The sequence below is a fragment of the Chromohalobacter canadensis genome (genome assembly GCF_029544075.1).
GTDB lineage: Bacteria > Pseudomonadota > Gammaproteobacteria > Pseudomonadales > Halomonadaceae > Chromohalobacter > Chromohalobacter canadensis_A.
Genome location: NZ_JAJQJH010000001.1, coordinates 597,030 through 621,609 on the forward strand (window position 1 = coordinate 597,030; position 24,580 = coordinate 621,609).

A 24,580-nucleotide genomic window follows, 5' to 3' on the forward strand; every position below is an offset into this window, starting at 1 on the left:
TCTTGTCAGAGAGAACCTTGAATCGTAAAGATGAGTGCGTCGCTGACGTCACGCCAATGTCATATTGGTGGCGTAGAGTGGCTCTCAGGCCTTTCGAGGCCGGCTCGCGGGGGAGATGATCTTGACCGAATCGACAGGACGCGCGGAAGGAAAACAGTGTTTTTTTCTTGTTGCGTTCTCCAAAAGACCGGTATAAGGTTTCCTTGCGAGCATTGGATAACAACAAGGCTTTACGGACTCGTCGCGGTGTTGCCTTGGCAAACCGTTGAATAAACAAGCCGGGCCGAAAGCCGACTGCATTTGCAGACACGATCGAACAGTAAGCTAGTTAAGGAACTTATCGCGATGAAAAAGACACTCTTAGCGACTGCCGTTGCCGGTGCCCTGGGCGCCTCCGTTGGTGTTGCACAAGCTGCCACCATCTACAACCAAGACGGCACTCAACTCGACCTGTACGGCAACATCCAGCTTGCCTACAAATCACTCGACAATGCCGATGGTGATACTGAAGACGAGCTGTTCGATAACGGCTCTACCATCGGTTTTGCCGGTCAGCACATCATCAATCCGGGTCTGACCGGCTACTTCAAGGCCGAATTCGAGCACGATGCCGATGAGGAAAAAGTCGGTGGCGGTGTGGATACTGGCGACCAAGCCTACATGGGCCTGAAGGGTAACTTCGGTGATGCCCGTGTCGGTTCCTGGGACCCGTTGATCGATGATTGGATCCAGGATCCGATCTCCAACAACGAGTACCTCGACGTTTCCGACTCTACTACTGACCTTGGCGGTTTGTACGGCGGTACGCTGACCGATAGCATTGACACCGACCGTGAAGGCGACAAGATTCAGTATGTCTCGCCGTCACTGGGTGGTCTGCAGTTCGCTGTGGGTAGCCAGTATAAAGGGGACGCCGAAGACGAGTTCAATGCCAACGGTGAAGCTGAAAACGCCGCAGGTGAGCCCCTGGAGGCTTCCAGCAACGGCTCGAATGCTTCCTTCTTCGGTGGTGTGAAGTATACCGTTGGCGCGTTCTCAATCGCCGGTGTCTATGACGATCTCGATAACTACGATCTGCGTGATACCAATACCGGTTACGAGTACAGCGCCAAGGCCTATGGTGTGAACGCTCAGTACACCATGGATGCCCTGCGTCTTTCCGCCAAGGTGGAAAACACCGACGTCGATTATGCCGACGACAGTGGTGACATCATGCGTTACGCGCTGGGTGCTCGTTACGGCTATGGCTTCGGCGATGTCTACGGCTCCTATCAGCGCGTTGACGCCGATGAAGAAGTAGCCAACGTGGTTGATTCTGGCGGCGACGATAGCTTCAATGAATTCGTGCTGGGCGCGACGTATAACCTGTCTCCGGCGATGTACACCTTCGTTGAGTACGCTCAGTATGACCGTACCAATGATGAAGGGGATGGTGTTGTCGTGGGCGCTCTCTACAGCTTCTAAGCTGTCGATGCCCCAGCGATCTTGAAGGTCGCACAGAAAACGAAGCCGGCTCATTGTGAGCCGGCTTTTTTAATGCGTATCCGTAAGGCGTGATTTCTTTTAGTAAGAATGTATAGATAAACACGGGGCTATGGCGTGGTCTCCATGGTTGCTTCAAAGGATGACTGCGCCAGAATCCGGCGGGCGTCGTCGCGTATTTCTTCGCGCCAGGTACTGGGTCCCAATACCTCAACATTGGCGCCCATTCCTTTTAGCCACCAGAGTGTTTGCTGATCGTCAGGCAGTTTGACGCTGAGCCGCTGCCAATCACTATGTGGCAAGGGCTTGAGGGTTTGCTCATGCGATAGTGGCGTTTCGGAGAGCAACCAGGCGACTTGGGGTGCGACATTGGCAAGAAGGTGGACGTCATCGTGCGACTGACGATAACCGAAAGCGCCGTCGGCGATATACGTATCAAGTCGAATCCCGGAACTTCATGCCACGCCATCTGACTGATTGTCGCTTGATTTATTCGGTGTAGTGCGAATTGGCGCAGGTCGCTGTATTTATCCACGGTTGCCACGATATAGGTCACGCTGTGACGGCTAACGAGACCCTGTGGGTGGAGAGTCAGTGTCTTGTAATCCTCACGACTCCGCGAAAGATAACGCACCTCGATGGCCTTGTTTTCCAGCAAGGCTTGCGTCACGCATTGCCATATAGAGGCTTCGATGGAGGCAGGGAGAAGGGCTTTGCCGTTGGGAATGGCACGGACACGTCTCCGCCATTGGCTCAAGCCGTTTTCTTCCAGATCGTCGAGTAACCGATGTGCCTCGGCAAACTGGGGAGCTAACTGGCCCAGGACAACGGGTGGCAGAATGCCCTTGAGATTCTCTTCGGCAAGGACGAGCGTGAGGGCGCTGGGTAGATCCAGGGCTGGAAGGTTGCTTTGAAACTGACGATCGAAATACCAGCGAAAGGGTTTTTGGGTATCGTCGCAGATCAACGGGAAATGTAGCGCCAACTTGTCACGTAGATCCCGTTGCAGTGAGCGAGTATCGACCCTGAAACCGCGTTCGCGAAGCTTCTCCAGCAATACGGGGGTCGCGATGCGACCCGGACTACGGGGGATCAGTTGCAACAGGGTCAGGTAGCGAAAAAGCGTATCGCGCACGTTGGACATGACATTCTCGTCTTGGGTTACGTTTTATTACATAGTGGTTATCGGCCTTGGTCTGAATTGCTTTAGAAGATTCGAGTATTCGATCCAGCGCGTTGACCTAACACAGATGCTTCAAGCGGGTGGCGATAGGGGCGGGCAGATGATGAGTCCACCGGTAATCGTTGACGAGCATCCGGGTGTGGGACCGCCATCCCTCGACAAGCATATTGTCGGGCGGAGTCGGTATGAAATCTGGATCGAGTCTTGCCTGTGATGAAGGGAGCGGCACGACACATTCTTCATGCAAACGGTCGGTCGTAGCCTCCTGCTCAAGCGCGGGATGAGTGAGTAGCCAGTCATGCACTTCGTGTGCGGGGTGGGGGATCTTGGAGAAGAACAATACCGCCGAGGTGGGTAGCATATAGCCCTGCTGCAATAGCAAGCTGTTGATCTCATGGTCCCATGCCAGGTGCCACATATCGGAGGAGGACGAGGGAGGGAGTAGATAGCCCAAGGCACAGTGCCAGACAAGGTGAGCCTGCAGATAACGACGATGCTCTGTTTCGAGCGCTGCACTGAAGCGTGCATCGAAATAGATGCTGCGCCCATCGGTGGTGGCTGTCGCCACACGATCGTCGATGACAGGGACGAGCGTGAGGCTATCGGCGATATCGGCATTCAATGGACAGCTATCTCGCCAGTGAGCACAATCCGCCACCCACAGCGCGAGCTGCTCATCTTTCAATGCCTGTGCCTGACTATCTTCGGTATTCACTTTCTTGCGTGCGATATACGACGCCAGCTGTGTCACCACTCCCTTGCTCATACCGAACTCCTGTACACGTTGAGGTATGCAAGGAGTATCGAGGTGGGCAGCGACAATGGGTGTCGCATTCGTTACCAAGACAAGATGTCCGTTAGAGGAAGGAAGGTGTTGGGGCCGTGAAGATGGCCCCAACGGAGGCAGCTTACATCTGCCCCAAGAGCTGCATATCGTTGTGCAAATTGTCGGGTACGTCCTTGAGAAGGACGAGGTTTAGCTCTTGAGAGCCCTTATGCTGTTTGATCTTGCCCTCCATGCCCTCCAGAAAAACACATAGATCGGAAAACGAATGGGCATGTGTGTCCAGCGTATACAACTCACGTTGTTGTACCTGACTACGAAAAATCGCCTACTGCTCCCTGAATCTCATTGGCCGAAACCTTTGCACAGATGATGAAAGCCGCACGTGAGTTGAGCTACATCAGTGTTTTGGGTCGTTTTTATTCCTGTATCTGGCTCTATGCCTTTGTGCGCATAAAAAAATAAACGACTTTTCTCTGGGACCTAAGTTGCATGGCTAGGGATTTAGTTTGTCGTCTAAATTAAAAGCGTGTTCGGCCTTACAACGACAAGACTTTTGGGTGACGCCATGCTTTGGAAACTGCCTTTTTCACAACTGTTGTGGGTGGCCTTGCTTGCCGCCTTGCCGTTACTGGTGCTCTCTTGGGCCGTGTAACGCGGTGCCTCAAGGTGTACCTGACGCCTGAGTATGTGGCGCCGAGCACGTTGCTCCTCGCTGCCGACGACAACGACCAATTGACCAGCCAGGGATTTCCCTGCGATGGGGGGTGGTACGGATGATGAGCGCGCCCCCGATTCTTCTTCAAGGGCATCGAATTTCCCGATCTTTTGGTGGCAATCAGGTGTTGTTCGACGTTGACCTGACGCTTCATGCCGGTGAGGTACATGCTCTTCTTGGCGAGAATGGAGCCGGTAAGTCGACGCTGGTTCGTATTCTGTCGGGATATTTGCCTCCGTCATCTGGCGAGGTGAACGTATCGGGCGAACCCCGCCGCTTTCGCTCGAGCGGCGAGGCTGAGGCGGATGGCGTGGTGATGATTCATCAGGAATTGGCGCTTGCCGAGCAACTGACCGTCGAGGAAAACATTTTCTTAGGCCGCGAGCTTCGCCGAGGGCTGTTCCTGGACCGCCGGGCCATGCGTGCACGGTGCCGTGAGGCACTCATCGAACTCGAGACCGATATTGACCCAGCAACGCGGGTCAAGGACCTGAGTACATCCGACCAGCAGATGGTGGAGATCGCCAAGGCCGTCACGCGTGATGTGCGGGTCCTGATCATGGATGAGCCGACTGCGTCGCTGACCGAGCGTGAAGTGCAGATTCTATTTTCCCTGGTATCGCGATTGCGAAAGAAGGGGGTGGCGATCCTGTATATCTCCCACAAGCTTCGCGAAATCGAGCAGATCGCCGACCGAGTCACGGTGCTGCGCGATGGGCATCTGATCGACACTGGGCTTGCCGAGGGCCGCAGCAAGGAAGACCTGGCCAGGCTGATGGTCGGGCGCGAAATAAACGAGATGTACCCAGACCGCAGCAGCGTTGCATCAGATGCTCCGATAGTGCTTGAAGCGCGCAATATCGAGGTGCCAGGTGCCGTGCGCTCGGCCAGTTTTACCTTGCGCAGGGGCGAGGTCCTGGGGTTCGGCGGCGTGGTCGGCGCGGGGCGAACGGCCCTATGCGAGGCGATCCTAGGGTTGCGTCAGCGTCGTTCGGGTGAGGTGCTGCGCAACGGCAAGTCCGTCTCCTTCAGGCACTTGCGCGACGCGGTACGTTATCGTATCGCCTACTTGACCGAAGACCGCAAGGGCAAAGGGCTGGTCCTCAACATGGGACTGCGACCCAACCTGACGCTGCTCAACCTGCGAGCCTATTGTCATCCTCTGATCAGCCGTCAGCGCGAGGCACATGCCTATGCCGAGGCGGCGAAGCGCTTCGATATTCGGCTGCGTACCGATGTAAGCACCGCTGGTGAGCTTTCCGGTGGCAACCAGCAGAAGTTGTTGCTGGCTAAAGTCATGTCTATCGATCCCGAGATAGTGATTATCAACGAGCCCACCCGAGGCATAGATGTGGGGACAAAACAGGAAATCTATCGCTTCATACGCGACCTGACCGAGTCGGGGTGTTCGGTCATTCTCATTTCTTCCGAAATGTCCGAACTCATCGGCCTCTCACATCGTGTGGCAGTGATGTGCGCCGGTGTGCTGACCGGTGTGCTCGAGGGAGACGAAGTCAATGAACAGGAAATCATGCAGTACGCATCCGGGATCAAGGGGGTAGGGGTGAATGAGCAGCGTCGTGCCTGACAATAATAAATCCATGAAGCGCAATGGCTTTCGTTTTGATATCAAGACCTGGGGGCCTTTCATCGCCCTGGTTGCACTGGCCATTCTCGGTGTGCTCATCAACCCTGCTTTTCTGGGGGCCGACAATCTCTCGAACATGCTTACCCGCAGCGCGTTCATCGGCATCATCGCGGTAGGCGCGACGTTCGTTATCACGGCAGGGGGATTGGACCTGTCCGTGGGTTCAATGGCGGCCTTCATCGCTGGGGTGATGATCATCCTCATGAATGGTTTAGTCGAGCAGTTCGGGGTCGGAATAACGACCGTGCTGTTCGGCATCGGGGCATCGCTTATCCTGGGAATGGGGGCAGGCTTCATCAACGGTGTCGTTACCACCAAGGGCAAGATCGAAGCCTTCATCGTCACGCTCGGCACTATGGGCATCTATCGTTCGCTGGTGACCTACCTGGCCGATGGCGGCACCCTGACGCTGGACTGGAACGTTCGCGACGTCTATCGCCCGGTCTACTACGAGAGCCTTCTGGGTATCCCGATCCCGGTCTGGGTTTTCCTGCTGGTCGCCCTGGTCGGCTACGTCCTGCTCAACTACACCCGTTTCGGTCGCTACTGCTTTGCCATTGGCTCCAACGAAAAGGTCGCCGAGTACAGCGCAATCCACGTCGACCGGGTCAAGACGCTGACCTACGTATTGCAGGGCGTCTGCGTTTCACTGGCCACCATCATTTATGTGCCGCGCCTGGGCTCAGCCTCAGCTGCTACCGGTGTACTTTGGGAGCTCGAAGCGATTGCCGCGGTGATCATCGGCGGCACCGTACTCAAGGGCGGTCATGGGCGCATCTGGGGCACCGTGGTCGGGGCGATCATGCTGACCATGATAGGCAATATCCTCAATCTCACGGATGCCATCTCCAACTACCTCAACGGCACCGTGCAGGGAATCATCATCATCGTTGCGGTGTATCTGCAGCGCGCATCATGGAAGAAGAATAACGTCTGAACGCCATCACCGAAGCCAGAAAGCAGAAAGCGCAAACAAGATAACAACGCAAGCCGAGAGGAGCGTGACCATGCTAACCCTAAAGACAACACTTGCTGCATTTGCCACCGCTGCCGTGCTGGGCGTACCGGCAACCGCGTCGGCGGAGGATTACACCATCGGCGTCTCGATTCCATCTGCCACGCACGGCTGGGCCGGCGGTCTTAACTTCCATGCCGAAGAGGCCAAGAAACGCTTGGAGAAGCTCTACCCTAACGTCTCGATCACTATAGCCACTGCCAGCAATCCCGGGGAACAGGCCAACGATCTTGAGGATCTAGTGTCGCTGCGCCACATCGATGCTCTAGTGGTATTGCCCTTCGAATCCGGGCCGCTGACCGATCCGGTCCGCCGGGTGAAGCAGGAAGGGGTGTTCGTCACCGTGGTCGACCGTGGGCTTACCGAGGATGGCATCCAAGATCTTTACGTTGCGGGAAACAACCAGGAGATGGGGCGCGTCTCGGGGAAGTACATTCGTGAGCGGCTCGAAGACGAAGGCAAGATTGTCGTACTGCGCGGACTTCCGACGGTGGTCGATGACCAGCGTGTCGAGGGATTCCAGTCCGCACTTGAAGGCTCGAATATCGAGATTCTCGATATGCAACACGCCAACTGGAACCGTGACGATGGCTTCGAAGTAATGCAGGACTTCCTCTCCCGCTTCGATGATATCGATGCTGTGTGGGCCCAGGATGACGATACCGCACTGGGTGTTATCGAGGCCGTCCGGCAGGCCGAGCGTGAAGATGAACTGTTCATCGTCGGCGGGGCCGGCATGAAGGACATCATCAAGCGAGTCATGGAAGGTGATGATCTGGTACCGGTAGATGTGCTTTATCCGCCGGCGATGATCGCAACGGCAATGGACCTGACAGTCCAGCACTTCATGTCCAACGGGCCGGTGCTTGGCGAATATATCCTGGCTTCGCCGCTTATCACCCAGGATAACGCGGAGCAGTATTACCATCCCGACTCCCCCTTCTGACATGCCTCCGCACGGGCCCAAGCGGGCCCGTGCCTTTGCGACACACAGAGAACAAGGAGCGCGCGCCATGAAGACCATCAAGGGACCGGCTATCTTTCTCGCTCAGTTCGCGGGTGACGAGGCCCCTTTCAACCGCCTCGATACCATTGCTGCCTGGGCGGCGGGGCTGGGCTACACAGGCGTACAGATTCCCAGCTGGGATGCCCGTCTGATTGACTTAAAGCAAGCGGCAGAAAGCCAGGATTATTGTGATGAACTCAAGGGGACCCTGGCCGATAACGGGGTGGAATTGACCGAGCTCTCGACACACCTACAGGGGCAGCTCGTGGCGGTACACCCCGTTTATGACGAAGTCTTCGATGGCTTCGCAGTCCCCGAGGTGCGGGGCAATCCTTCTGCCCGCCAGGCCTGGGCGGTGGAGCAATTGCACTTGGCGGCCAAGGCTTCCCGAAATCTCGGGCTGACGGATCACGCCACCTTCTCTGGATCATTGGCCTGGCCGTTTCTCTATCCTTGGCCACAGCGGCCGGCTGGCCTGATCGAAACCGCCTTCGATGAATTGGCACGGCGCTGGCGTCCGATTCTGGATGCCTTTGACGAGGCAGGGGTAAACCTTTGCTACGAAATTCACCCAGGCGAAGACCTTCACGATGGCATCACATTCGAGATGTTTCTTGAGCGTGTCGACCACCATCCTCGCTGCCACATTCTTTATGACCCTAGCCATCTGATTCTGCAGCAGCTCGATTATCTGGGCTTTCTCGACGTCTATCGAGAGCGGATCAAGATGTTTCACGTCAAGGACGCTGAATTCAATCCGAGCCCGAAGCAGGGGATCTATTCCGGCTATCAGTCCTGGACCGAGCGCGCGGGCCGGTTCCGCTCGCTTGGCGACGGCCAGATAGACTTCAAGCGTATCTTCTCGTGGATGGCCGCCCACGACTATGACGGTTGGGCCGTGCTCGAGTGGGAGTGTTGCCTCAAACACCCGGAAGTTGGGGCGCGCGAGGGGGCTGCTTTTATCCGTGACCACATCATCGAGGTGACCGAGCGGGCCTTCGACGATTTCGCCGAGGCCGGCTCTGACCAGGCCGCTAACCGCCGCATACTCGGGCTAGATTGAATCCAGCCGTCCATGGCAACGACAGACGGCACGACAAGGAGACGATTATGAGCGACCACAACAGCGCCACGCGTCGGCTACGCCTGGGCATGGTCGGAGGCGGCGAAGGGGCCTTCATCGGTGGCGTGCATCGCATCGCGGCCCGGCTCGACGATCAATACCAGCTCGTGGCGGGCGCCTTTGCCTCCAACGCCGAGCGTAGCCAGGCCTCGGCGGTGGCGTTGCACGTATCGCCGGAGCGGGCCTACCCGGACTATCGCACCATGGCCATGGCCGAAAGCCAGCGCGAGGACGGCATCGATGTGGTGGCCATCGTGACACCCAATCATCTCCATTACGATGTGGCGAAAACCTTTCTCGAGGCGGGAATCGACGTTATCTGCGACAAGCCGATGACCACTACCCTGGAAGATGCCCAAGCATTGGCCGAGCTGGTCGAGAGAAGCGGACGCTTTTTCGGCCTGACTCACAACTATTCCGGTTACTCGCTGGTGCGTCAGGCTCGTGAAATGGTGGCGACCGGAGAACTGGGCGATATCCGCGTGGTTCAGGTGGAATACCCCCAGGACTGGCTTTCCACGCCCCTGGAAGAGAGCGGCGTTAAACAGGCCGAGTGGCGTACCGACCCCAAACGCAGTGGGCCGGCCGGCTGTCTGGGCGATATCGGTACCCATGCCTACCATCTAGCCCGCTTCGTCACGGGGCTAGAGCTCGAATCGTTGGCGGCCGATCTTCACGCCTTCGTCGAAGGGCGGGTCCTCGATGACAACGTGCACATGATGATGAGGTTCAAGGGCGGCGCGCGGGGCATGCTGTGGTCGAGCCAAGTGGCTCCGGGCAACGAGAACGGCTTGAAACTTCGTGTCTATGGCAGTCATGGCGGACTCGAATGGCGACAGGAAGAGCCTAACCGACTTATTCATTCGCCTTTGGGCGAGCCTTCACGGATTCTCACGCGCAATGGCCCCGGCCTGGGAGCGGCGGCGCTGGCGGCTGCACGCATTCCGCCGGGACACCCCGAAGGCTATCTCGAGGCCTTCGCACAGCTCTACAGTGATTTTGCCGAACAGATCCGGGCGCGACGCGAAGGGCACGAAGCTCAGATCTTGGCACAAGGCACGCCCAACGTTACGGATGGAGTCGATGGCCTCAGGTTCATCTCTCTAGCACTGGCTTCATCGAAACAGGGAGGCGCTTGGGTCGGACTCTAGGGGCCTGTTGGGCTTGACGTTGATCATATGTAAGTGGGGGGCGATAGAGTTTTATGTTTTTAGGTAAGTTTTTGATTTATATTGTAAAAATAGGCATGAAGGTCGCTTATGCCAAGTGATATAGCATGAAGCCTTATTAGCTGCTCTGGAGCGACCCGAATCATGACAGCGCGAGAGGGCTGGCCGCTTACGGCCAGAAGAAGACATTATTGCCGGTTCACCCATGTCTTGGGGAAGGAAAATTTGTTTTCCCAGCCCCAAGGCGTGGTGGAAAACAAACCTTCGTTTTCTTTGCATAATGCTTCAACCTGAAAGCCATGCCAAGGTACACCACGGCGTTCAGCAAAGGAGGCGGGAGAGCGTATATGTGTGGTCGAACATGAAAGTCGAAGGCGCAAGAGAAGTCGCGTAATCAATGTTTCCTCTAGCAGCGCCTAAGAATCTTTCTTAAGTGTTCCGCTGTCCCCTCGAGGCTGAACCGATAGACTGTACCTGTTCTGTTTAGCCTCATATTCAGCTGGCTCGACTCAGCAGACTCCTCAATGAAAGCTCTCGGATCGCCTTGATACCAGCTGCTTTTGTACTTCGCTATTTTCATAGCCCAATAGGTTGTGGCTGCTTCGGGAGCCTCTTCAAATTTGTGAGTTGTTGAGATATTCATCTGATCTTTACGGGCTTCGTCAGGGTACATGACATCTTCAGTGGCGAGTTGTACGTTTAGCCCCGTAGCAGGATTACACGACAAAATCAGCACAGCTGGAGAGGTGTCCGTGGTTCCCACCCGAAGGCTGGAAACTATCTCGTTACTGAAGTCATCACCTTTCTCTTGGAATTCCACGTCAGCATATGCAGCTGAGCCAAATGCGAGGTTAATACTTGAGATAAGTGCAATGAGATGACGCGTCATTATACCTCCTTGTATGCCAGAATCTGTCAATTTATCTGACGTAGGTTGTTGATTTACATTATAAATCAGTTCCGGTGCGAGCGATTTCTAGCGAGAGTCCTTGGGAGAAGGAGTACCCTGCCCAGCTTCACATGAAACCCGGACAGTGCGTAGCCGCACATGACCGTGAAGTGAATCAACTAGTAGAGTTCAGAATTCGTCCTTTGCTGTACGTAGATAGGTTTACGGAACTTTTTACGGAAAACCACCGAAAAACGCCGCTCTAGAGAGCAGGGCGGCGCGCGTAAAAAATACGACCGTTTTATATACCTGCTGGTAACGGCCAGATCTCCCCGTTTACTAAAGAAAGACTGCAACTGCTTGAATGAAGAAGCTTCCACATAGAAATGCAAGGCCGATCCGTTGAAACCGGATGCGGTTAGCATTTTTTACCTTGATATCCTCGTTGCGCTTGTTCACCTTCTCGCTTCCAAAAAAACCCCCTATGAACGGCTGCAGGGCATAGCTTGCAAGGAACAGAATGACAGTGCCGATAGTGCCCAGGATGGCCGACACGAGCCCGGCTATTTGTACGTGCGTCATTCCACCAGTCCTCTCGGCTTTCCACCGTCATAGCCGTCAAGCCCTGGGATCATGGGCTTTGAGATGCACTTGCAGCCGTCCTGGCGCCCCGGCCATGTCCACTCGCTATTCAGGAACATGCCTCTGCTGATCAGATAAGGCTTTCCGTCGGCCGCCTTATGCGCCGCGTCCTGTTCCTCGCCGCCAGGTAGATTAGGGTGCAGTCGGCATGGTGCACCGGAATAGCACCACGTCGCATATTTGATCCCAAGCTTCGTTTGTTGCTCAGCGTTCATGATCGCCTTGGTTTTTAAGTTCAGTGATCGCGAAATATCAGCGGCTCGCCCTTTGGTCATGCCATCAATGCCCATCAAGGCGGCGGAGATGATGTGGAGTGCGCCACCTGCCGAGATCGCTCGGAGCGCCGCCTGATAGATCGCCTCGAAATCGTCAGCATCCACTTCAGGAAGCAGCCGGATGTTTTCCTTCAGGTCGACCAACACGGCATCGGTCATCCTCGCAGAATCGAACTTGACGGTCGGGACGCGACTAGCAAGGTGTTCAGGTGCATGTGATTTATGGTCTCTCTTGCTCCATCCAAACATAATTGCCCTGTGTGTTGCTTCTGGGTAGTCCGAGCTTAGTGTTTCTTTGCCTGACGTAGAATTACCGCTTTGGGTCGGAAACGGTCATCTTTTTCAAAGCTTGCCGGAAAACACTTCCGCATCGAATTGCCGCATCCCATTTCATTGCTTTATACAGACCCTCGCTTCTTATGTCGGGTGGCAGCAAAATGCATTATTCCGCATCATTTTTCAGGCCCTTCAACTTTCCCGTAGCCCTGCAACGGCGGGCCCTGGCACCTTCCCCAACGCTGTATCAAAACCGACCCCTTTAGCGCGCAAGCAGGACGGGGAGTCGACAGCGCGCCGTCGCCGAAGGTCGCAGCCGAGGTCGTTCCGGCTCCAGGAGAGGCCACAGCCACCCCAATTGATACATTCGAGTAACACTCTGGCCTATACAGGCTTAGTCAGGAATGCCTAATTCGTCTATCGGCCTGGGTGTGGTCGGGCTTGAACGTTACCTGGACTGATCGACTGATTTTGAGTGGTTGGCTTGATCACTCGGCGGATGCTTGCCGCTATGCTGGTTGATAGATGAATTGCTACGGGCATTGGGTAGGAATCGAGTGCAGCGAATCGGTTGGTGGTCTAATGCAGGTTCGAGAGGCTTCGTTCTCCTAACAATCAGGGGGTGACACATGAACAATTTTTGGGCGCTGGGCGTTGTTATCGTGGCCATGGCGACTCCCTTCGTCTCGGCAACTGCCAGCGCCGCTGACTTCGAGTGCAGTCGGGATGGCATCCGGTCATCAATGATTGAGAAGCGGGGCTCTTTCCTTGCGTTTCTAAAGGGTGTCGAGGATCCACAATCGGTTCTCGAAGAGTTTCAGAACGAGTTCAAGGAACTTCAGGAGCGAGATGATTACGAGAGCACCTACGCGGAGCTAGAAAGCCTGGACGAGAACCCCGATCAGCAGCCATCACCTGAGCTCTGTGAAAGGGTTCAGGAGTCCGGCAAGGTCGTTGATAGCTTCATCAACTCCCACTCTGATTAATCCTTGTCAGAAAGCGCCTGGCGCAAAGCCGGGCGAAGTCCGCAGGGAACCAACGCGATGCGTTTCCGCATCGGCAAAAGAGGGGACCTGATGGGAATCGGTGTGATACGTCCGGGGGCGTATTGCCCTCACGCCCCGTCCTCTTTTCCGAGGCCCAGCAGTGTTGCCGTAACCGCTGCTGGGGCCGGTCGGGATCCGCATTGTTAAAGAAGCGAGTACAGGTCAAACGGCGTGGATCTCGATGCCGGGGCAGGCCGCGGCAATCATGCCTCCAGCGCCGTGGCTGATGACATTTTCCCATCGCTTGGCGGCTCGGCCAATTAGTCCGAGGTTGCGCCTTTTGGGGGGAGCGTCTTGGTATCGCATCTCCGCTGTAGAAGTACACGCAGCGCCTCCCTACCTTGATTAGCCGTTTACGCATGCTGGCGGTCCTCCATCCGTAGTTGCCCTTGGTGTACCACGAGAGCCTAGTTGTAGCGCTCGGCAATTTGGCGACAGGTGCGCAGGCCAGTGGCGCAGCGCGAGCGCTTGCTACCGCGCGGGGTCTGGATGGCGGTCAGGCGGTTAATGCCACCCTCAATCACGCTGGCGATCTTGCGGCGTACCATCCGGTTTATGCTGACGATGCGGGGGTGGCGGATGCGCTGCATGTGCATGTCCGGCGTGTGTGCGCTGCTTGCGATGGCGAGCATCCGCGGAGCGCCCCAGCCACGCTTGAAGGCCTCCGCAAGAGCCGCGCTTGCCCTGGCGGCGTTCAGCCAGAAGTAGAGGGATTCAGCAGTGCTTTGATCGTGGCGAGTGAGACGCCTCGTAACCTGGCGATCTCTTTTTGAGTCATGCCGGCGGCCAGGCCTGCGATAATCTGAGCCTGCCATGCTGTGGGTAGACCTTGGTCCTGACGCTCGACGCGGCAGTGATAGCCTGTGAACTCGATGGCTTCTTTCGCTTTTGTACCCATGGATTCATCCCATCTGTCATTGTGCGATGGGCAAAACATGAACCAATGTTTATGTTTTTAAATAGGTAAAAAACCCGCCACGGTAGGCGGGTTCGTTTTTTGGCGGGTTAGAGGCTCAAATCCCCTTGTTCGCCTTTTGGTGGTGGCCGGCGCTTGGGGGTGAATGACTGCAACTCTTTCCACTCTTGGAGAGTGCGGCCCGCATCGCTTGCGACTCGCGCTCGTTCTTCCGGCGGGTAGCTGAGAAGAGGGCGCCGCAACCTATATTTGCTGCTCATTGGTAATCACCGTGATTGGCGGTGAGACCTTGAAATGGCGGGGCTGGCGGTATGTGACATCACGTTGGTGAAACGAACAAGGGTGTAACTGCCCCCTATTTTGACATTTACACGCAGCGTGTTTGGCACTAAATTACACCACACAGGTTGTAGAGTGCTCATCTGTGAAAGCGGCGTTGCAGCGCCATTTTGCTTTCAAATCAGATATTTACTACTTGCCCACCACTCAAGGTCTCAGTGGTTTCAAAGGCTCTCCCTCGGGAGGGCCTTTTCTCTTTGAGCCTACTACCTGCGATACACAATATATACCACTCGTACAGACTCAAGGCACAAGATAGGGGTGTTTGAGGTGGTGCGCAAGTGTATAACTTGTGGATAATCTGTGGCTTATATGGGGCTCTTCCGGTCGATCACTTTGTTTCTGCAACTTTCTTGAAGGCCTCTGGGCATCCTTTGGGCGCCCTTTTTCATAGCTTGAGACAGCGGATCCCCCGCTGCAAAAGCTGGACCAGTATTCCAATGTGTTCTCGCGATGTCCATTTGGTGCCCAATGCAGCGCACGATATTGGCGGGCTGGCCTAGAGGCAAGGAGAAATGCGTCAGTGGCGGGCCTGGCGATGTCGCCCCATCAAGGTGGCTGCGTGTGCCCAGCAGTAGTGCGGCTTGGAGCCTGCTTCATGTATGCAAAATAACCGACCCATTTAGAGCGCAGGGGGGCGGGGTGTCGACAGCGCGCCGTGGGGCAGCGGGGCCTAGCATTGCTGGCTGGTGGCCATAGTGGGCGATCCCAAGCGGTGAAGGCCTAGAGGTGTCGTGCTGGCTCCTCAGCAACGACGAGACAAATCACGTCTCGCTAAGATAAGCTTGAACGAGTCATCAAGGATGACGCCCCCAATTTGATGCCATCACGCCTATATGAGGACTCGCCACAATGGACCTTGCCGTTTGGATGACCTACCTAGGTGTCATCACCGCACTCATTCTGTTTCCGGGTCCTGTCGCTTTGCTTTGTATGCACCATGGGCTGCGTCACGGCCGGGGACGCGCCTTGGCGACGGTGGTGGGGGGCGCTATGGCATCGCTTGCCTTGATGGCGCTGTCTTCCCTGGGGTTGGGGGCGATCCTCACGACGTCGGAAACCGCCTTCATGGTCCTGAAGGTAGTCGGGGCAGCCTATCTGGTTTATCTGGGCGTGCAGGCATGGCGTTCGCCATCCAAGCCGATGGCTGACCCGGCGTTGGAGCACGGTGTCATGCCGGCGGACACTCGCTCCAGGTTCTGGCTGTTCGGCAGGGGCTTTTCCGTGGGGATCAGCAATCCCAAGGATCTACTGTTCTTCGGCGCGCTCTTTCCCAACTTCATTGACCTGGGCCAGCCGCAATGGCCGCAGTTCACGATTCTGGCAATGACATGGCTCGTGGTCGACTTGGCGACGATGACCACCTACGCCTCGGTGGGCTCAATGATAAGCCGCTGGTTCGGCACGTCGCGTCGTGTGCGTCTATTCAACCGCACCACCGGCGGACTTTTCATGGCGGCGGGTGGTGCCCTGGCCACCTCACACCGCTAAGGCTTCACTGAGAGCAGGAACCGCATGGAATCGCGGCCTATCGCGGTCTTCGATGCTGGAATCGGCAGCTACGCCATCGTGGCAGAGATACAGCGACGTCTACCCTATCAGGATGTGATTTACTTCGCGGATCGCGCCAGTTTTCCCTATGGGAGCAAAGCCCCCGATGAGCTGGCTAAGGTCATGAAACGGACGTTGCGCTTTCTAGAGACCTTCGAGCCCTCGGCTATCGTCGTTGTTTCCAATGCACCATCGATCACCGTACTCGAGTCGGTGCGTCCCATGACGCGACTGCCGATCTTCGGCGTTTTTCCACCCCTAGATGAGGCGCTGGCATGCTCGGCCAACCATGCCGTGGGCATCATGGGCGTCGAGTCGTTGGTCGAAAGCGGCATCTTGTGAAATTCGGGAACGGTTCTTATCTCTCCAATGCGTTATTGCATACGTGATTTTTAGTAGGAACAGTGGAAAAAGGTGATGCTTCGGGGAGGTTAGCTTTTCGAGGAACGGTAAGGCGAAGAGTACGTAGTTGCGGGGATGTGCTGGCGCCCCCGATAGGGTTCGAACCTATGACCTATCCCTTAGGAGGGGATTGCTCTATCCAGCTGAGCTACGGGGGCGTGGCGGGATGGGCATTATAAGCGCCCTCGGGCTAGGGATAAACCCGTGTCATGCTTCGGGGCGGGTTGAATGCGCCTGTAACGCCAGTGGATAGAGGAGTTGGGCCGTGCCGGCCAGATAGTGTGCTTCGAGTTCATCGCTTGGCATGGGATGGCCGATAAGAAAGCCTTGTGCCATGTCGCAGCCCATGTGTCGCAGGACGTCGAGCTGCTCGGGCGTTTCGACGCCTTCGGCGAGCACGATGCGTTGCATGGCATGCGCCATATCGATGATACCGCTGACGAAACGACGTTGTTGCGGCCGCTCGACGAGATGACGAATGACCGCCTGATCGATCTTGACGATATCGATGGGAAGCTGGCTGGCATACGTCAGCGATGAGACGCCGGAGCCGAAGTCGTCGAGGGCGATCTGGGCGCCGAGGCGTCTTGCTTGCTGGAGTTGATTATGGGCCAGGTCGATGTCATGGAATTGGGCGGTTTCCACGACTTCGACATTGAGGAACGGCGAGGCGAGGGCGTGGCGCTTGCGTGCTTGTGCCATGTCTTCGGCGAGCTGGCCAGACTCGACCTGATCACGCGTGACGTTGATACTCACGGTGACCGCCATGTGACGGGCTTGAAAGCATTGCGCGGTACGCGCAGCCTGGTGGACGAGCCAGGTGCTATAGGCACGCTCCAGAGAGGAATGATTGACGATATCGATGAAATGGTGCGGTGCGAGGAGGCCCTGATCGGGGTGATGCCAGCGTACCAGCGCTTCGAAGCTGACGATGCGCTCATCGGCCAGCGACAAGATGGGTTGATAGAACAGCGCCAATTCTTCCTGCTCCAGAGCGTTCTGCAGGCGTGTGTAGAGATCGTAACCATCGCTTGGGTGTCGTTGGCTCATCGCGACGCGGTTCTTGCCTTGGCTCTTGGCTTCGTACATGGCGCTGTCGGCAGCCGCGATCAACGCGTTCGCTGCGAATTGGCTGTCCTCGGTATAGGCGACCCCCACGGAGGCCGAGAGCGTGATGCTATGCTCATTGCGCAGGCTGATGGGGCTGATCAGATCGTCGAGGATTTTGAAGGCCACCTTCTCGGCTTTTTCTGCGCTGCGCATGCCCGCCAGGGCAATGACGAATTCGTCGCCTCCCAGCCGTGCAACCAGGTCAGTGCTACGTGTTTGCTGCTTGAGCCGCTGGGCGATCATCACCAGGGCTTCATCGCCTGCCGCGTGGCCGTATGTGTCGTTGATCGGTTTGAAGTCATCGAGGTCGATGAATAGCACGGCGACCCCGATGCCGGTGTAGGAAAGCCCGGAGAGCAGGTTTTCCAGCGCGCCTCCGAAATGGTCGCGGTTGAACAGGCTGGTAAGTGGGTCATAGATGGCGCGCCGCTCCAGGCGTGCCTGTTTCAGGTGTTTCTGGGTGATATCGCGAAACACGGCGATGTAATGCGTGATAGTGCCTTGGACATCGTGGATCGCCGAGATAGTGACGTTTTCGATGAGCTGACTGCCGTCCTTGCGAACGTTCCAGATATCGCCCGTCCAGTATCCTTGTTGGTGCACGGTGGTGAACAGGCTGGTATAGAATTGGGCATCGTGTTTGCCCGAGGACAGCAAGTGGGGGGTGCGCCCCAAGGCTTCCTCGGCGCTGTATCCGGTCAACTGCGTGAAGGCAGGATTGACGTCGATGATGCGTTTGTCGGCATCGGTCACGAGGATGCCGTCATGGGTGCTGTCGAAAACCGTCTCGGCCAGCGCCATGCGTTCCGTGGCGAGCTTGCGCGCGGTGACATCGGTCAAATAGCCATGCCACAGCGTGCCCCCGTTGGCCAGCCGTGTGGGCATGGCGGCGCATTCCAGCCAGCGCAGCCCTCGAGTGGGGTGATGATAACGAAAGGCCCTTTGCCATAGCCTGAGCGACGTGGCGGAGCACGCGAGTGCATCGCGCAGCTGCTGTCGATCCGCCGGGGCGATCCGGGCCAATAATGCCTCGGCGTCTTGTTGCAGGGCGTCGCGCTCGATGCCGCAATAGTCGGCCAGACGGGGACTGATGTAGGGAAAGTTGCCCTGCCCGTTGGGCCATTGTCGATATTGAAACAGCACGCCAGGCGCTTGGGCACTGAGCTGTTCGAGGAGGCGGCCTTGGATGCGCCAGCGGGTGCGTGATCGATGCTGTTCATTGATGTCGCGCTGCGCGCTGATCAGGTAGCAATGCCCCTCCTGACTGTATAGCGGGGCGAGCATCAGTTCGCTGTCGAAACGTGTGCCGTCCTTGCGGCGGTTTTGGAGGGTCAGCGTCAGCTGCGTGCGTTCTTCGATAGCACGGTGCAGGCGGTGGTTGGCCTCCGGGTCTGCATCGCCCGTCTGCAGCAAGCGGCAGGAGCGCCCCAAGACTTCCTCGCGGTCATAGCCGGTAAGTTGCTCGAAGCCCTTGTTGACGAATATCAAGGGGCAGCCGGGCTGCTCGCCATCGGCGATCGTGAGTGCAATGCCTGACACTTCCAGCAACTCGGTCAGCGACGGAGGCAAGGTATGTGGGGCCAAGGTCTCGTGTCCTCTACGACATCCATGCGAAGGCGTGGGAATGGCGCTATTTCGCCGGCCACCGGCCGGCGCGCGATCAAATGGCGTCATGCGTGTTGAATCGACGCCATGCGCCGTGCGTGAAAGCCCCGGCTGGTCTGGGCTGGAGGCATACAGGCAGTAACGCTAGACTACTCCTTTTTTACATTCCAGTGCCAGGCTTTGAGCGGAAAAGTGTCTTCATTTGCCGACATTTTAGGCGGACTGGATGAGTAGGGGATGCCATTGGTCACCAATGACCGGATTTTCGACGGCTTGGCCGACAAGTTTGAACGCGGTCTCTACGGGACGCCGCGAGGTGCGATTCGTCTGGCGGTGTTGGGACATGTGTTGCCGAGCGAATTGCCCACCGATGGTCGACCCGCGCTGGATGTGGGCGCCGGCCTGGGCCAAATGAGTATATGGCTAGCGCAACGTGGCCATGCGGTCACCATGGTCGAGCCCTCGAGCGACATGCGCGAGCGCGCTATCGTGTGCATGGGCGATCTGGCCATCACGCCCGTCGATGCCACCTGGCAGACGCTGCCCGAACGCACGCCGGGGCCGTGGGGGCTGATCGTGTGCCACGCGGTTCTGGAGTGGTTGGCGGCGCCACAGGCTGCCTTCGCACAACTCGCCACGTTGCTGGCGCCGGGTGGCTATCTGTCGTTGATGGTCTTCAACCGCGATGCATTGCGGTTCTCCAACGTGATCAAGGGTAACCTGGACAAGGCACTCGATGATCGGTTGGAAGGACTCGGCAAACGTCAGCGCCTGACGCCGATCTCGCCACTCACCGATGCCCAGGTACGCGCATGGTGTACGTCGGAAGGCCTATCGATCGAGGCGGTGACGGGCGTGCGTATCTTTCACGACTACCTTTTGGAGCGCCACCCCACGACGGAGCAGCTCGAGAAAGTCATCGCACTCGAGCGCCGTTATTGCCAGCAGGAACCGCACTGGCGCCTGGGACGTTACCTGCATTATACCCTGTACAAACCGGAGACCGTGTCATGAGTGCGGAGACGCCCCCTTGCCAGTTGCTTGCCCGTCAGTCCCACGAGTATCGCGATTGGTTGTGGGTCGCGCCGCCTCACGATGCCTGGCTGGAAACGAACGGCGGCAGCGTGTGGAGCGCGGATGCGACGGTTTGTCAGGCCTGGCGGGCGCGTGGGAACCGGGTGTACGACGGCCTCGCGCCGGTGCTGGAAGCGCCGGTCGAGGGTGCCGTGTTGTTCTGGCCCAAGACGCATGCGCTAGGCGAGTGGTGGCTGCTGGCGTTGTGCGCGGTGTTGCCTGAAGGTACGCCGCTGCAGGTCGTCGGCGAGCATCAAGGGGGCGTCAAGCGTGTACTCAAATCGCTGGCCGCCCTGGGGCTCGGGTGCCGCAAGGTGGATAGCGCGCGGCGCTGTACGCTGTATGCCACGCGCACGGCACCGTTATCGCTGTCGCCGGAGGCGGCCTGGACCACGTTCGAGGCCGCTGGACTCAGCGTGGCGAGCCATCCCGGCGTATTCGGCCATGGCAAGCTCGATGACGGCACGCGCTTGTTGCTCGAGACATTGCCCGGCGCCCTCGGCGACCCGGCAGGGCGTCAACTGCTCGATATGGGATGTGGTGACGGTATTCTCGCCGCCTGGCTCGGCGTACGAGGCGCAAGCGTCTCGGCGGTGGATCTCAACGCCTTCGCGGTAGCTGCGACGCGTCGCACACTCGCAGCCAATCGGGTAGTGGGAGAGGCGTGGCAGAGCGATGTCTACAGTGAAGTGACCGGTAAATTCGACGCCATCGTCAGTAATCCGCCTTTTCATCAGGAGCGTGCCATCGACTACGGTCCGGCGGCGCGCTTGATACGCGAGGCGCCCGACAAACTGGTTCGGGGTGGCAGCTTGATTCTGGTGGCCAACGCCTTCCTGCCGTACCCCCGCTTGTTGGAAGAGGCCTTCGGTGACTTTACGGTACTCGCCGATGATCGACGGTTTCGTATATATCGCGCCATCAGGCGCTAGGCACTTTCCAGATGAGATTAGGCATCGGGATCGGCGTAGGCGATGTCCGTAATCACGTAGGTCGTGTCGCCAGCCGGGGCGTTGACGGTGACGTCCTCGTCGAGCCCTTTGCCCAGCAAGGCGCGGGCGAGCGGAGCGTCAACGCTGATCCAGTGCTTGTCGGTGTCGGTTTCGTCGTGGCCCACGATGCGGATCGCCAGTTCCTCGCCATCTTCATCCTCTAGCGTGACATAGGCACCGAAGTACACCCGTGAGGTGTCGGCGGGCAGGCGGTCGACGACCTGAACCTCATCCAGGCGCTTGCCGAGGTAGCGGATACGTGCGATGACACGATTGAGCTCTTTCTTGTTATAGGTGTAGTCGGCGTTCTCGCTGCGGTCCCCCTGGGCGGCGGCTTCGCCCACCTTGGTGGAAAGCGCGGGGCGCTTGACGCGGGAAAGATGCTCATGGATGCCCTTGAGTCGGGCATAGCCCTGTGCCGTGATCAGCGGGCTCTTCTTTTCCTGACGCGGGTCCTTGGCGGGATCGCGCCAGCGAGTCATGTTGCGGCCTTTCATGCCTACCTCCCGAGCGTGGAATGCATACCCTACGCAAGCCTTGCCGGTACGCCAACCCCGCTGCTGGTGCGGGGCTTGTCGGCACTATACTTCGAACTACGACGAATCGACTTAGCGATTAATTCAAACGTTCGTTACATTTTAGGGCGGGTGAGCATACCTATTATTACAATGATGCAGTACGCCAGGAGGTCGCCATGCAGGTTCGTCATGTTGCGGGAACATGCCGTCGATGCCGTCTCGTACCGGCACGTTTTCATGTTGTCTTGTGCGCCGCATTGATCGGCGCGCTCAGTAGCGCTCTGGCCTGGGCCGACGCCTCGCCGGATGGCGTGTATCCGCTGATGTCGCGTTGGGGAAACGTGGAGTATGGCATGCAGGATGGGGCACAGGAAAAAGCGCTGGCAAGCCTGGCGGAAGAAGCCGATGCGCTCGCCGAGGCGCATCCCGACAACGCACATGTGTTGACGGCCGAAGGCGTGATTCTTGCCTCGTACGCCAAGGCCAAGGGCGGCCTCGGGGCGCTTGATCTGGCGACGCGCGCACGCAAGGCGCTGGAACGTGCCATCGAGCTCGACCCGCGCGGGGATGACGGCGCCGCCTATGTGACGCTGGGGGCGTTGTACGATCGTGCGCCGGGCTGGCCAGTGTCGTTCGGCGATGACGACAAGGCCGGTGAACTGCTGAGTCGCGCGCTGGAAATTCGCGGCGATGGCATCGACACTCATTACTTCTATGCCACGTATCTCCGTGACGAGGGGCGTCGTGCCGAGGCACGTCGCCACGCGCAGCAGGCCGTCGATGGACAGGCCCGCGAGGGGCGCGATTCTGACGAGGCGTTGCGAGAGAAAGCGCAGCGGCTATTGGACGAATTGTCATAGAAGAGCGCCGGCGCGGTTGGCATTGCCATGCCGCGTCGGGATAATGAGGCGCATTGTGCCCGTGTATCGGGACGACGCGCCTTGCACCGTGTCGCCTCGTTCATGGCTTTACTGTCAGGAGGCGTCATGACTGAACAGGCTCATCCCTACACGCCGCGTTACGCGCATGAGTCGGTCGAGGAGCGCTTCGACGAAACGCTGCAGTCGGGATTTTTCAGTCTCGAGCGGCGTCATTATCGGCATCGTCGTTTCGACGGTCAGTGGAGCGAGCGGGTCCTCCGTGAAGTCCATGTGCGCCACGACGCGGTCGGCGTGCTGCTTTACGATCCGCAGCGTGATTGCGTGGTGCACGTCGAACAGATACGTGCCGGTGCGTTGGACGATCCGCTCAGCCCCTGGAAGCTGGAGCCCGTGGCGGGGTTAGTCGACGCAGGCGAGACCGGCGCCGAGGTCGCCCGCCGTGAATCCATGGAGGAAGCGGGTTGTGAGATCGGCGAGTTGATCGAGTTGTATACGTACTATCCGAGCCCTGGCGCGTGCACCGAGAGGGTGACCTTGTTCTGCGGGCTGGTGGATAGTGACGGTGTGGGGGGCGTGCACGGTCTCGAGAGCGAAAACGAAGATATTCAGGTTCACGTACTGAGCTTTGCCCAGACCTGGGCACTTCTCGAGAAAGGCGTCATCGATAACGCGATGTCCCTGATCGCGTTGAATTGGTTGGTGCGTGAGCGCGCCTCGCTACGGGCAAGGAGGTAGAGGATGGCGAAAGCGGCATATGTTAACGACCTCAAGTCCCTGCAAGGAGAGTGCACGGCCAACTACCTGCGGCTGAGTCGATTACTCGGCGACATGGGCGCCGGAGAAACACGCGAGGTCGCTCTGGCCGGTGAGCATCGCCGCTTTGGCTCGCTGTGGCTGGAAGTGCTCGAATGCGCGCCTTACACCACCATTTGTCGTGTCTCGCAGAGTGGTGTGCTGGACGGCATCATCGAGTCGCCGCGCATGCGTGTGCATCTTTATCACGACGCACGAATGGCGGAAGTCACCGACTTTCAGCGCCAACGGCATTTTCATGGCCGGTATCGCTACCCCAACGCGCGCATGCATCAGCCCGACGAAAAACTCCAGCTCAATCGCTTCTTGGGGGAGTGGTTGGAACATGGGTTGGCTCACGGGCTGACCGTGGACGTGCCGGAGCTGCCTTGATGCGCCTGATCCAGATCAGCGATTGTCATCTCTGCGCCAATCCCGAGGCGCGCTCGCGCATCGGGTACCCGCTACGTCAGTTGCGTGCTGTCGTCGCCCAGGCGCGGCGGTTGCGCCCGGATATCGTGCTGGTCACCGGTGACATCAGCCATGATGAATCCCCGGCCGCGTACCGCCATGCCTTCGACGTCTTCGCCGAATTCGAGTGCCCATGGTTCTGGATGACCGGCAATCACGACCATCCCGAATTCATGGAAGAGCTGCATCCTTTCCATGATGAACTCGACCTCGGCGAGTGGCGGTTACTGCTGCTGGATTCCCGCGTACCCGGCCAGGCGGGCGGAGAGCTAGGTCAAGCTGCCTTGCAGGATCTTGCCATGCGTCTCGAGGAAGACGACCGTCCTACGTTGCTGGCCATGCACCACCCGCCGCTGGAAATCGGTTCGGCGTGGATGGATGCGCTGGGCTTGGCGGACCGCGAGGCGCTATGGCAGACGCTGGCCGCCTACGGCCAGGTGCGGGCGGTGCTATGTGGACATATTCACCAGGCCTTTGCGGCACGGCATGGCGACATTGCCGTTTACGGCTGTCCCGCCACTGCCGATCAGTTTCTTCCCCGGCGAGATGATTTCACGCTCGATGAGGCGTCTCGCCCCGGTTTTCGGATCATCGATCTGCAAGGGCAACGGTTGTCGACCTGGGTCGAGCGCGTCGATCCGTGAGCTTGGGCATTCTTGAAGCTTTATGCCTT

Annotated in this window: 23 protein-coding genes, 1 tRNA gene and 1 pseudogene; 15 read left to right on the forward strand and 10 right to left on the reverse strand. The window is 57.9% G+C overall.

What is annotated here, in order from left to right:
- Positions 1-345: 345 nt before the first annotated feature.
- Complete coding sequence (locus tag LUN51_RS02785; protein ID WP_277810037.1) at positions 346-1,464, forward strand: porin; 1,119 nt, start codon at positions 346-348, stop codon at positions 1,462-1,464.
- A gap of 128 nt (positions 1,465-1,592) precedes the next feature.
- On the opposite strand, the pseudogene LUN51_RS17405 reads toward LUN51_RS02785, so the two are convergent.
- Positions 1,593-2,626, reverse strand: a pseudogene (locus LUN51_RS17405) (helix-turn-helix transcriptional regulator).
- A gap of 97 nt (positions 2,627-2,723) precedes the next feature.
- Positions 2,724-3,431, reverse strand: coding sequence for a DUF2201 family putative metallopeptidase (locus LUN51_RS02800; protein WP_277810038.1), 708 nt, complete (start codon positions 3,429-3,431; stop codon positions 2,724-2,726).
- A 794-nt stretch (positions 3,432-4,225) separates the two neighbouring features.
- On the opposite strand from LUN51_RS02800, the gene LUN51_RS02805 reads away from it, so the two are divergent.
- The 5 genes from LUN51_RS02805 to LUN51_RS02825 all read left to right on the forward strand — a co-directional run bounded on the left by LUN51_RS02805 (position 4,226) and on the right by LUN51_RS02825 (position 10,110).
- Complete coding sequence (locus tag LUN51_RS02805; protein ID WP_277810039.1) at positions 4,226-5,755, forward strand: sugar ABC transporter ATP-binding protein; 1,530 nt, start codon at positions 4,226-4,228, stop codon at positions 5,753-5,755.
- Complete coding sequence (locus tag LUN51_RS02810; protein WP_246894111.1) at positions 5,736-6,752, forward strand: ABC transporter permease; 1,017 nt, start codon at positions 5,736-5,738, stop codon at positions 6,750-6,752. Before LUN51_RS02805 ends, LUN51_RS02810 begins: the two co-directional genes overlap by 20 nt.
- A 70-nt stretch (positions 6,753-6,822) precedes the next feature.
- Complete coding sequence (locus LUN51_RS02815) at positions 6,823-7,776, forward strand: ABC transporter substrate-binding protein (RefSeq protein ID WP_277810040.1); 954 nt, start codon at positions 6,823-6,825, stop codon at positions 7,774-7,776.
- 67 nt (positions 7,777-7,843) lie between these two features.
- Positions 7,844-8,899 carry a sugar phosphate isomerase/epimerase family protein gene (locus LUN51_RS02820; RefSeq protein ID WP_277810041.1) on the forward strand — a complete coding sequence of 352 codons (1,056 nt, stop codon included), beginning with the start codon at positions 7,844-7,846 and terminating at the stop codon, positions 8,897-8,899.
- A 47-nt stretch (positions 8,900-8,946) separates the two neighbouring features.
- Entirely contained in the window at positions 8,947-10,110 is a 1,164-nt protein-coding gene (locus tag LUN51_RS02825) for a Gfo/Idh/MocA family protein (protein ID WP_277810042.1), read from the forward strand.
- Positions 10,111-10,534: 424 nt separating this feature from the next.
- Here LUN51_RS02825 and LUN51_RS02830 read toward each other — a convergent pair whose 3' ends face one another.
- The 3 genes from LUN51_RS02830 to LUN51_RS02840 all read right to left on the reverse strand — a co-directional run bounded on the left by LUN51_RS02830 (position 10,535) and on the right by LUN51_RS02840 (position 12,093).
- Complete coding sequence (locus LUN51_RS02830; protein ID WP_277810043.1) at positions 10,535-11,017, reverse strand: hypothetical protein; 483 nt, start codon at positions 11,015-11,017, stop codon at positions 10,535-10,537.
- 339 nt (positions 11,018-11,356) lie between these two features.
- Positions 11,357-11,599: a hypothetical protein gene (locus LUN51_RS02835; RefSeq protein WP_277810044.1), complete on the reverse strand. Its 243-nt coding sequence runs from the start codon at positions 11,597-11,599 to the stop codon at positions 11,357-11,359.
- The gene (locus tag LUN51_RS02840) at positions 11,596-12,093 is read right to left on the reverse strand and encodes a hypothetical protein (protein WP_277810045.1); all 498 of its coding nucleotides are present in this window, start codon (positions 12,091-12,093) and stop codon (positions 11,596-11,598) included. Before LUN51_RS02840 ends, LUN51_RS02835 begins: the two co-directional genes overlap by 4 nt.
- A 746-nt stretch (positions 12,094-12,839) precedes the next feature.
- On the opposite strand from LUN51_RS02840, the gene LUN51_RS02845 reads away from it, so the two are divergent.
- The gene (locus tag LUN51_RS02845; protein ID WP_277810046.1) at positions 12,840-13,196 is read left to right on the forward strand and encodes a hypothetical protein; all 357 of its coding nucleotides are present in this window, start codon (positions 12,840-12,842) and stop codon (positions 13,194-13,196) included.
- A gap of 467 nt (positions 13,197-13,663) precedes the next feature.
- Here the strand turns inward: LUN51_RS02845 and LUN51_RS02850 are convergent, their stop codons facing one another.
- On the reverse strand, positions 13,664-13,846 hold the full coding sequence (locus LUN51_RS02850; protein ID WP_277810047.1) for a hypothetical protein: 183 nt from the start codon (positions 13,844-13,846) through the stop codon (positions 13,664-13,666).
- Positions 13,847-13,950: 104 nt separating this feature from the next.
- Positions 13,951-14,154, reverse strand: a complete 204-nt coding sequence (locus tag LUN51_RS02855) for a helix-turn-helix transcriptional regulator (protein WP_277810048.1) — start codon at positions 14,152-14,154, stop codon at positions 13,951-13,953.
- Positions 14,155-15,363: 1,209 nt separating this feature from the next.
- Between LUN51_RS02855 and LUN51_RS02860 the strand changes: the two genes are divergently transcribed.
- Together LUN51_RS02860 and LUN51_RS02865 are read left to right on the forward strand one after the other, a co-directional pair.
- Complete coding sequence (locus tag LUN51_RS02860) at positions 15,364-16,002, forward strand: LysE family translocator (protein ID WP_277810049.1); 639 nt, start codon at positions 15,364-15,366, stop codon at positions 16,000-16,002.
- Positions 16,003-16,026: 24 nt separating this feature from the next.
- Positions 16,027-16,404, forward strand: coding sequence for a glutamate racemase (locus LUN51_RS02865; RefSeq protein WP_277810050.1), 378 nt, complete (start codon positions 16,027-16,029; stop codon positions 16,402-16,404).
- A 141-nt stretch (positions 16,405-16,545) separates the two neighbouring features.
- On the opposite strand, the gene LUN51_RS02870 is transcribed toward LUN51_RS02865, so the two are convergent.
- Positions 16,546-16,622, reverse strand: a tRNA-Arg gene (locus LUN51_RS02870).
- A 49-nt stretch (positions 16,623-16,671) separates the two neighbouring features.
- A complete protein-coding gene (locus tag LUN51_RS02875; RefSeq protein ID WP_277810051.1) occupies positions 16,672-19,158 on the reverse strand; it encodes a sensor domain-containing protein in 2,487 nt (828 codons plus the stop codon).
- A 258-nt stretch (positions 19,159-19,416) separates the two neighbouring features.
- On the opposite strand from LUN51_RS02875, the gene LUN51_RS02880 reads away from it, so the two are divergent.
- The gene (locus LUN51_RS02880; RefSeq protein ID WP_277810052.1) at positions 19,417-20,193 is read left to right on the forward strand and encodes a methyltransferase domain-containing protein; all 777 of its coding nucleotides are present in this window, start codon (positions 19,417-19,419) and stop codon (positions 20,191-20,193) included.
- Positions 20,190-21,185, forward strand: coding sequence for a class I SAM-dependent methyltransferase (locus LUN51_RS02885; RefSeq protein WP_277810053.1), 996 nt, complete (start codon positions 20,190-20,192; stop codon positions 21,183-21,185). Before LUN51_RS02880 ends, LUN51_RS02885 begins: the two co-directional genes overlap by 4 nt.
- Before the next feature lie 17 nt (positions 21,186-21,202).
- On the opposite strand, the gene greB is transcribed toward LUN51_RS02885, so the two are convergent.
- Positions 21,203-21,742, reverse strand: coding sequence for a transcription elongation factor GreB (greB, locus tag LUN51_RS02890; protein ID WP_082021303.1), 540 nt, complete (start codon positions 21,740-21,742; stop codon positions 21,203-21,205).
- Positions 21,743-21,939: 197 nt separating this feature from the next.
- Between greB and LUN51_RS02895 the strand changes: the two genes are divergently transcribed.
- The 4 genes from LUN51_RS02895 (at position 21,940) to LUN51_RS02910 (ending at position 24,551) form a co-directional block, all read left to right on the forward strand.
- A complete protein-coding gene (locus LUN51_RS02895) occupies positions 21,940-22,623 on the forward strand; it encodes a hypothetical protein (RefSeq protein WP_277810054.1) in 684 nt (227 codons plus the stop codon).
- 126 nt (positions 22,624-22,749) lie between these two features.
- Entirely contained in the window at positions 22,750-23,379 is a 630-nt protein-coding gene (locus LUN51_RS02900; RefSeq protein WP_277810055.1) for an NUDIX domain-containing protein, read from the forward strand.
- A 3-nt stretch (positions 23,380-23,382) separates the two neighbouring features.
- Positions 23,383-23,829, forward strand: coding sequence for a DUF1249 domain-containing protein (locus tag LUN51_RS02905; protein WP_075368979.1), 447 nt, complete (start codon positions 23,383-23,385; stop codon positions 23,827-23,829).
- Positions 23,829-24,551, forward strand: coding sequence for a phosphodiesterase (locus tag LUN51_RS02910; protein WP_277810056.1), 723 nt, complete (start codon positions 23,829-23,831; stop codon positions 24,549-24,551). The genes LUN51_RS02905 and LUN51_RS02910 overlap by 1 nt, the downstream gene beginning before the upstream one ends.
- Positions 24,552-24,580 lie beyond the last annotated feature (29 nt).

Coding starts and splice junctions, on each gene's coding strand:
- LUN51_RS02785 (WP_277810037.1), top strand. CDS start 346: ATGAAAAAGACACTCTTAGCGACTGCCGTTGCCGGTGCCCTGGGCGCC.
- LUN51_RS02800 (WP_277810038.1), bottom strand. CDS start 3,431: ATGAGCAAGGGAGTGGTGACACAGCTGGCGTCGTATATCGCACGCAAG.
- LUN51_RS02805 (WP_277810039.1), top strand. CDS start 4,226: ATGATGAGCGCGCCCCCGATTCTTCTTCAAGGGCATCGAATTTCCCGA.
- LUN51_RS02810 (WP_246894111.1), top strand. CDS start 5,736: ATGAGCAGCGTCGTGCCTGACAATAATAAATCCATGAAGCGCAATGGC.
- LUN51_RS02815 (WP_277810040.1), top strand. CDS start 6,823: ATGCTAACCCTAAAGACAACACTTGCTGCATTTGCCACCGCTGCCGTG.
- LUN51_RS02820 (WP_277810041.1), top strand. CDS start 7,844: ATGAAGACCATCAAGGGACCGGCTATCTTTCTCGCTCAGTTCGCGGGT.
- LUN51_RS02825 (WP_277810042.1), top strand. CDS start 8,947: ATGAGCGACCACAACAGCGCCACGCGTCGGCTACGCCTGGGCATGGTC.
- LUN51_RS02830 (WP_277810043.1), bottom strand. CDS start 11,017: ATGACGCGTCATCTCATTGCACTTATCTCAAGTATTAACCTCGCATTT.
- LUN51_RS02835 (WP_277810044.1), bottom strand. CDS start 11,599: ATGACGCACGTACAAATAGCCGGGCTCGTGTCGGCCATCCTGGGCACT.
- LUN51_RS02840 (WP_277810045.1), bottom strand. CDS start 12,093: ATGACCGATGCCGTGTTGGTCGACCTGAAGGAAAACATCCGGCTGCTT.
- LUN51_RS02845 (WP_277810046.1), top strand. CDS start 12,840: ATGAACAATTTTTGGGCGCTGGGCGTTGTTATCGTGGCCATGGCGACT.
- LUN51_RS02850 (WP_277810047.1), bottom strand. CDS start 13,846: ATGCAGCGCATCCGCCACCCCCGCATCGTCAGCATAAACCGGATGGTA.
- LUN51_RS02855 (WP_277810048.1), bottom strand. CDS start 14,154: ATGGGTACAAAAGCGAAAGAAGCCATCGAGTTCACAGGCTATCACTGC.
- LUN51_RS02860 (WP_277810049.1), top strand. CDS start 15,364: ATGGACCTTGCCGTTTGGATGACCTACCTAGGTGTCATCACCGCACTC.
- LUN51_RS02865 (WP_277810050.1), top strand. CDS start 16,027: ATGGAATCGCGGCCTATCGCGGTCTTCGATGCTGGAATCGGCAGCTAC.
- LUN51_RS02880 (WP_277810052.1), top strand. CDS start 19,417: ATGCCATTGGTCACCAATGACCGGATTTTCGACGGCTTGGCCGACAAG.
- LUN51_RS02885 (WP_277810053.1), top strand. CDS start 20,190: ATGAGTGCGGAGACGCCCCCTTGCCAGTTGCTTGCCCGTCAGTCCCAC.
- greB (WP_082021303.1), bottom strand. CDS start 21,742: ATGAAAGGCCGCAACATGACTCGCTGGCGCGATCCCGCCAAGGACCCG.
- LUN51_RS02895 (WP_277810054.1), top strand. CDS start 21,940: ATGCAGGTTCGTCATGTTGCGGGAACATGCCGTCGATGCCGTCTCGTA.
- LUN51_RS02900 (WP_277810055.1), top strand. CDS start 22,750: ATGACTGAACAGGCTCATCCCTACACGCCGCGTTACGCGCATGAGTCG.
- LUN51_RS02905 (WP_075368979.1), top strand. CDS start 23,383: ATGGCGAAAGCGGCATATGTTAACGACCTCAAGTCCCTGCAAGGAGAG.
- LUN51_RS02910 (WP_277810056.1), top strand. CDS start 23,829: ATGCGCCTGATCCAGATCAGCGATTGTCATCTCTGCGCCAATCCCGAG.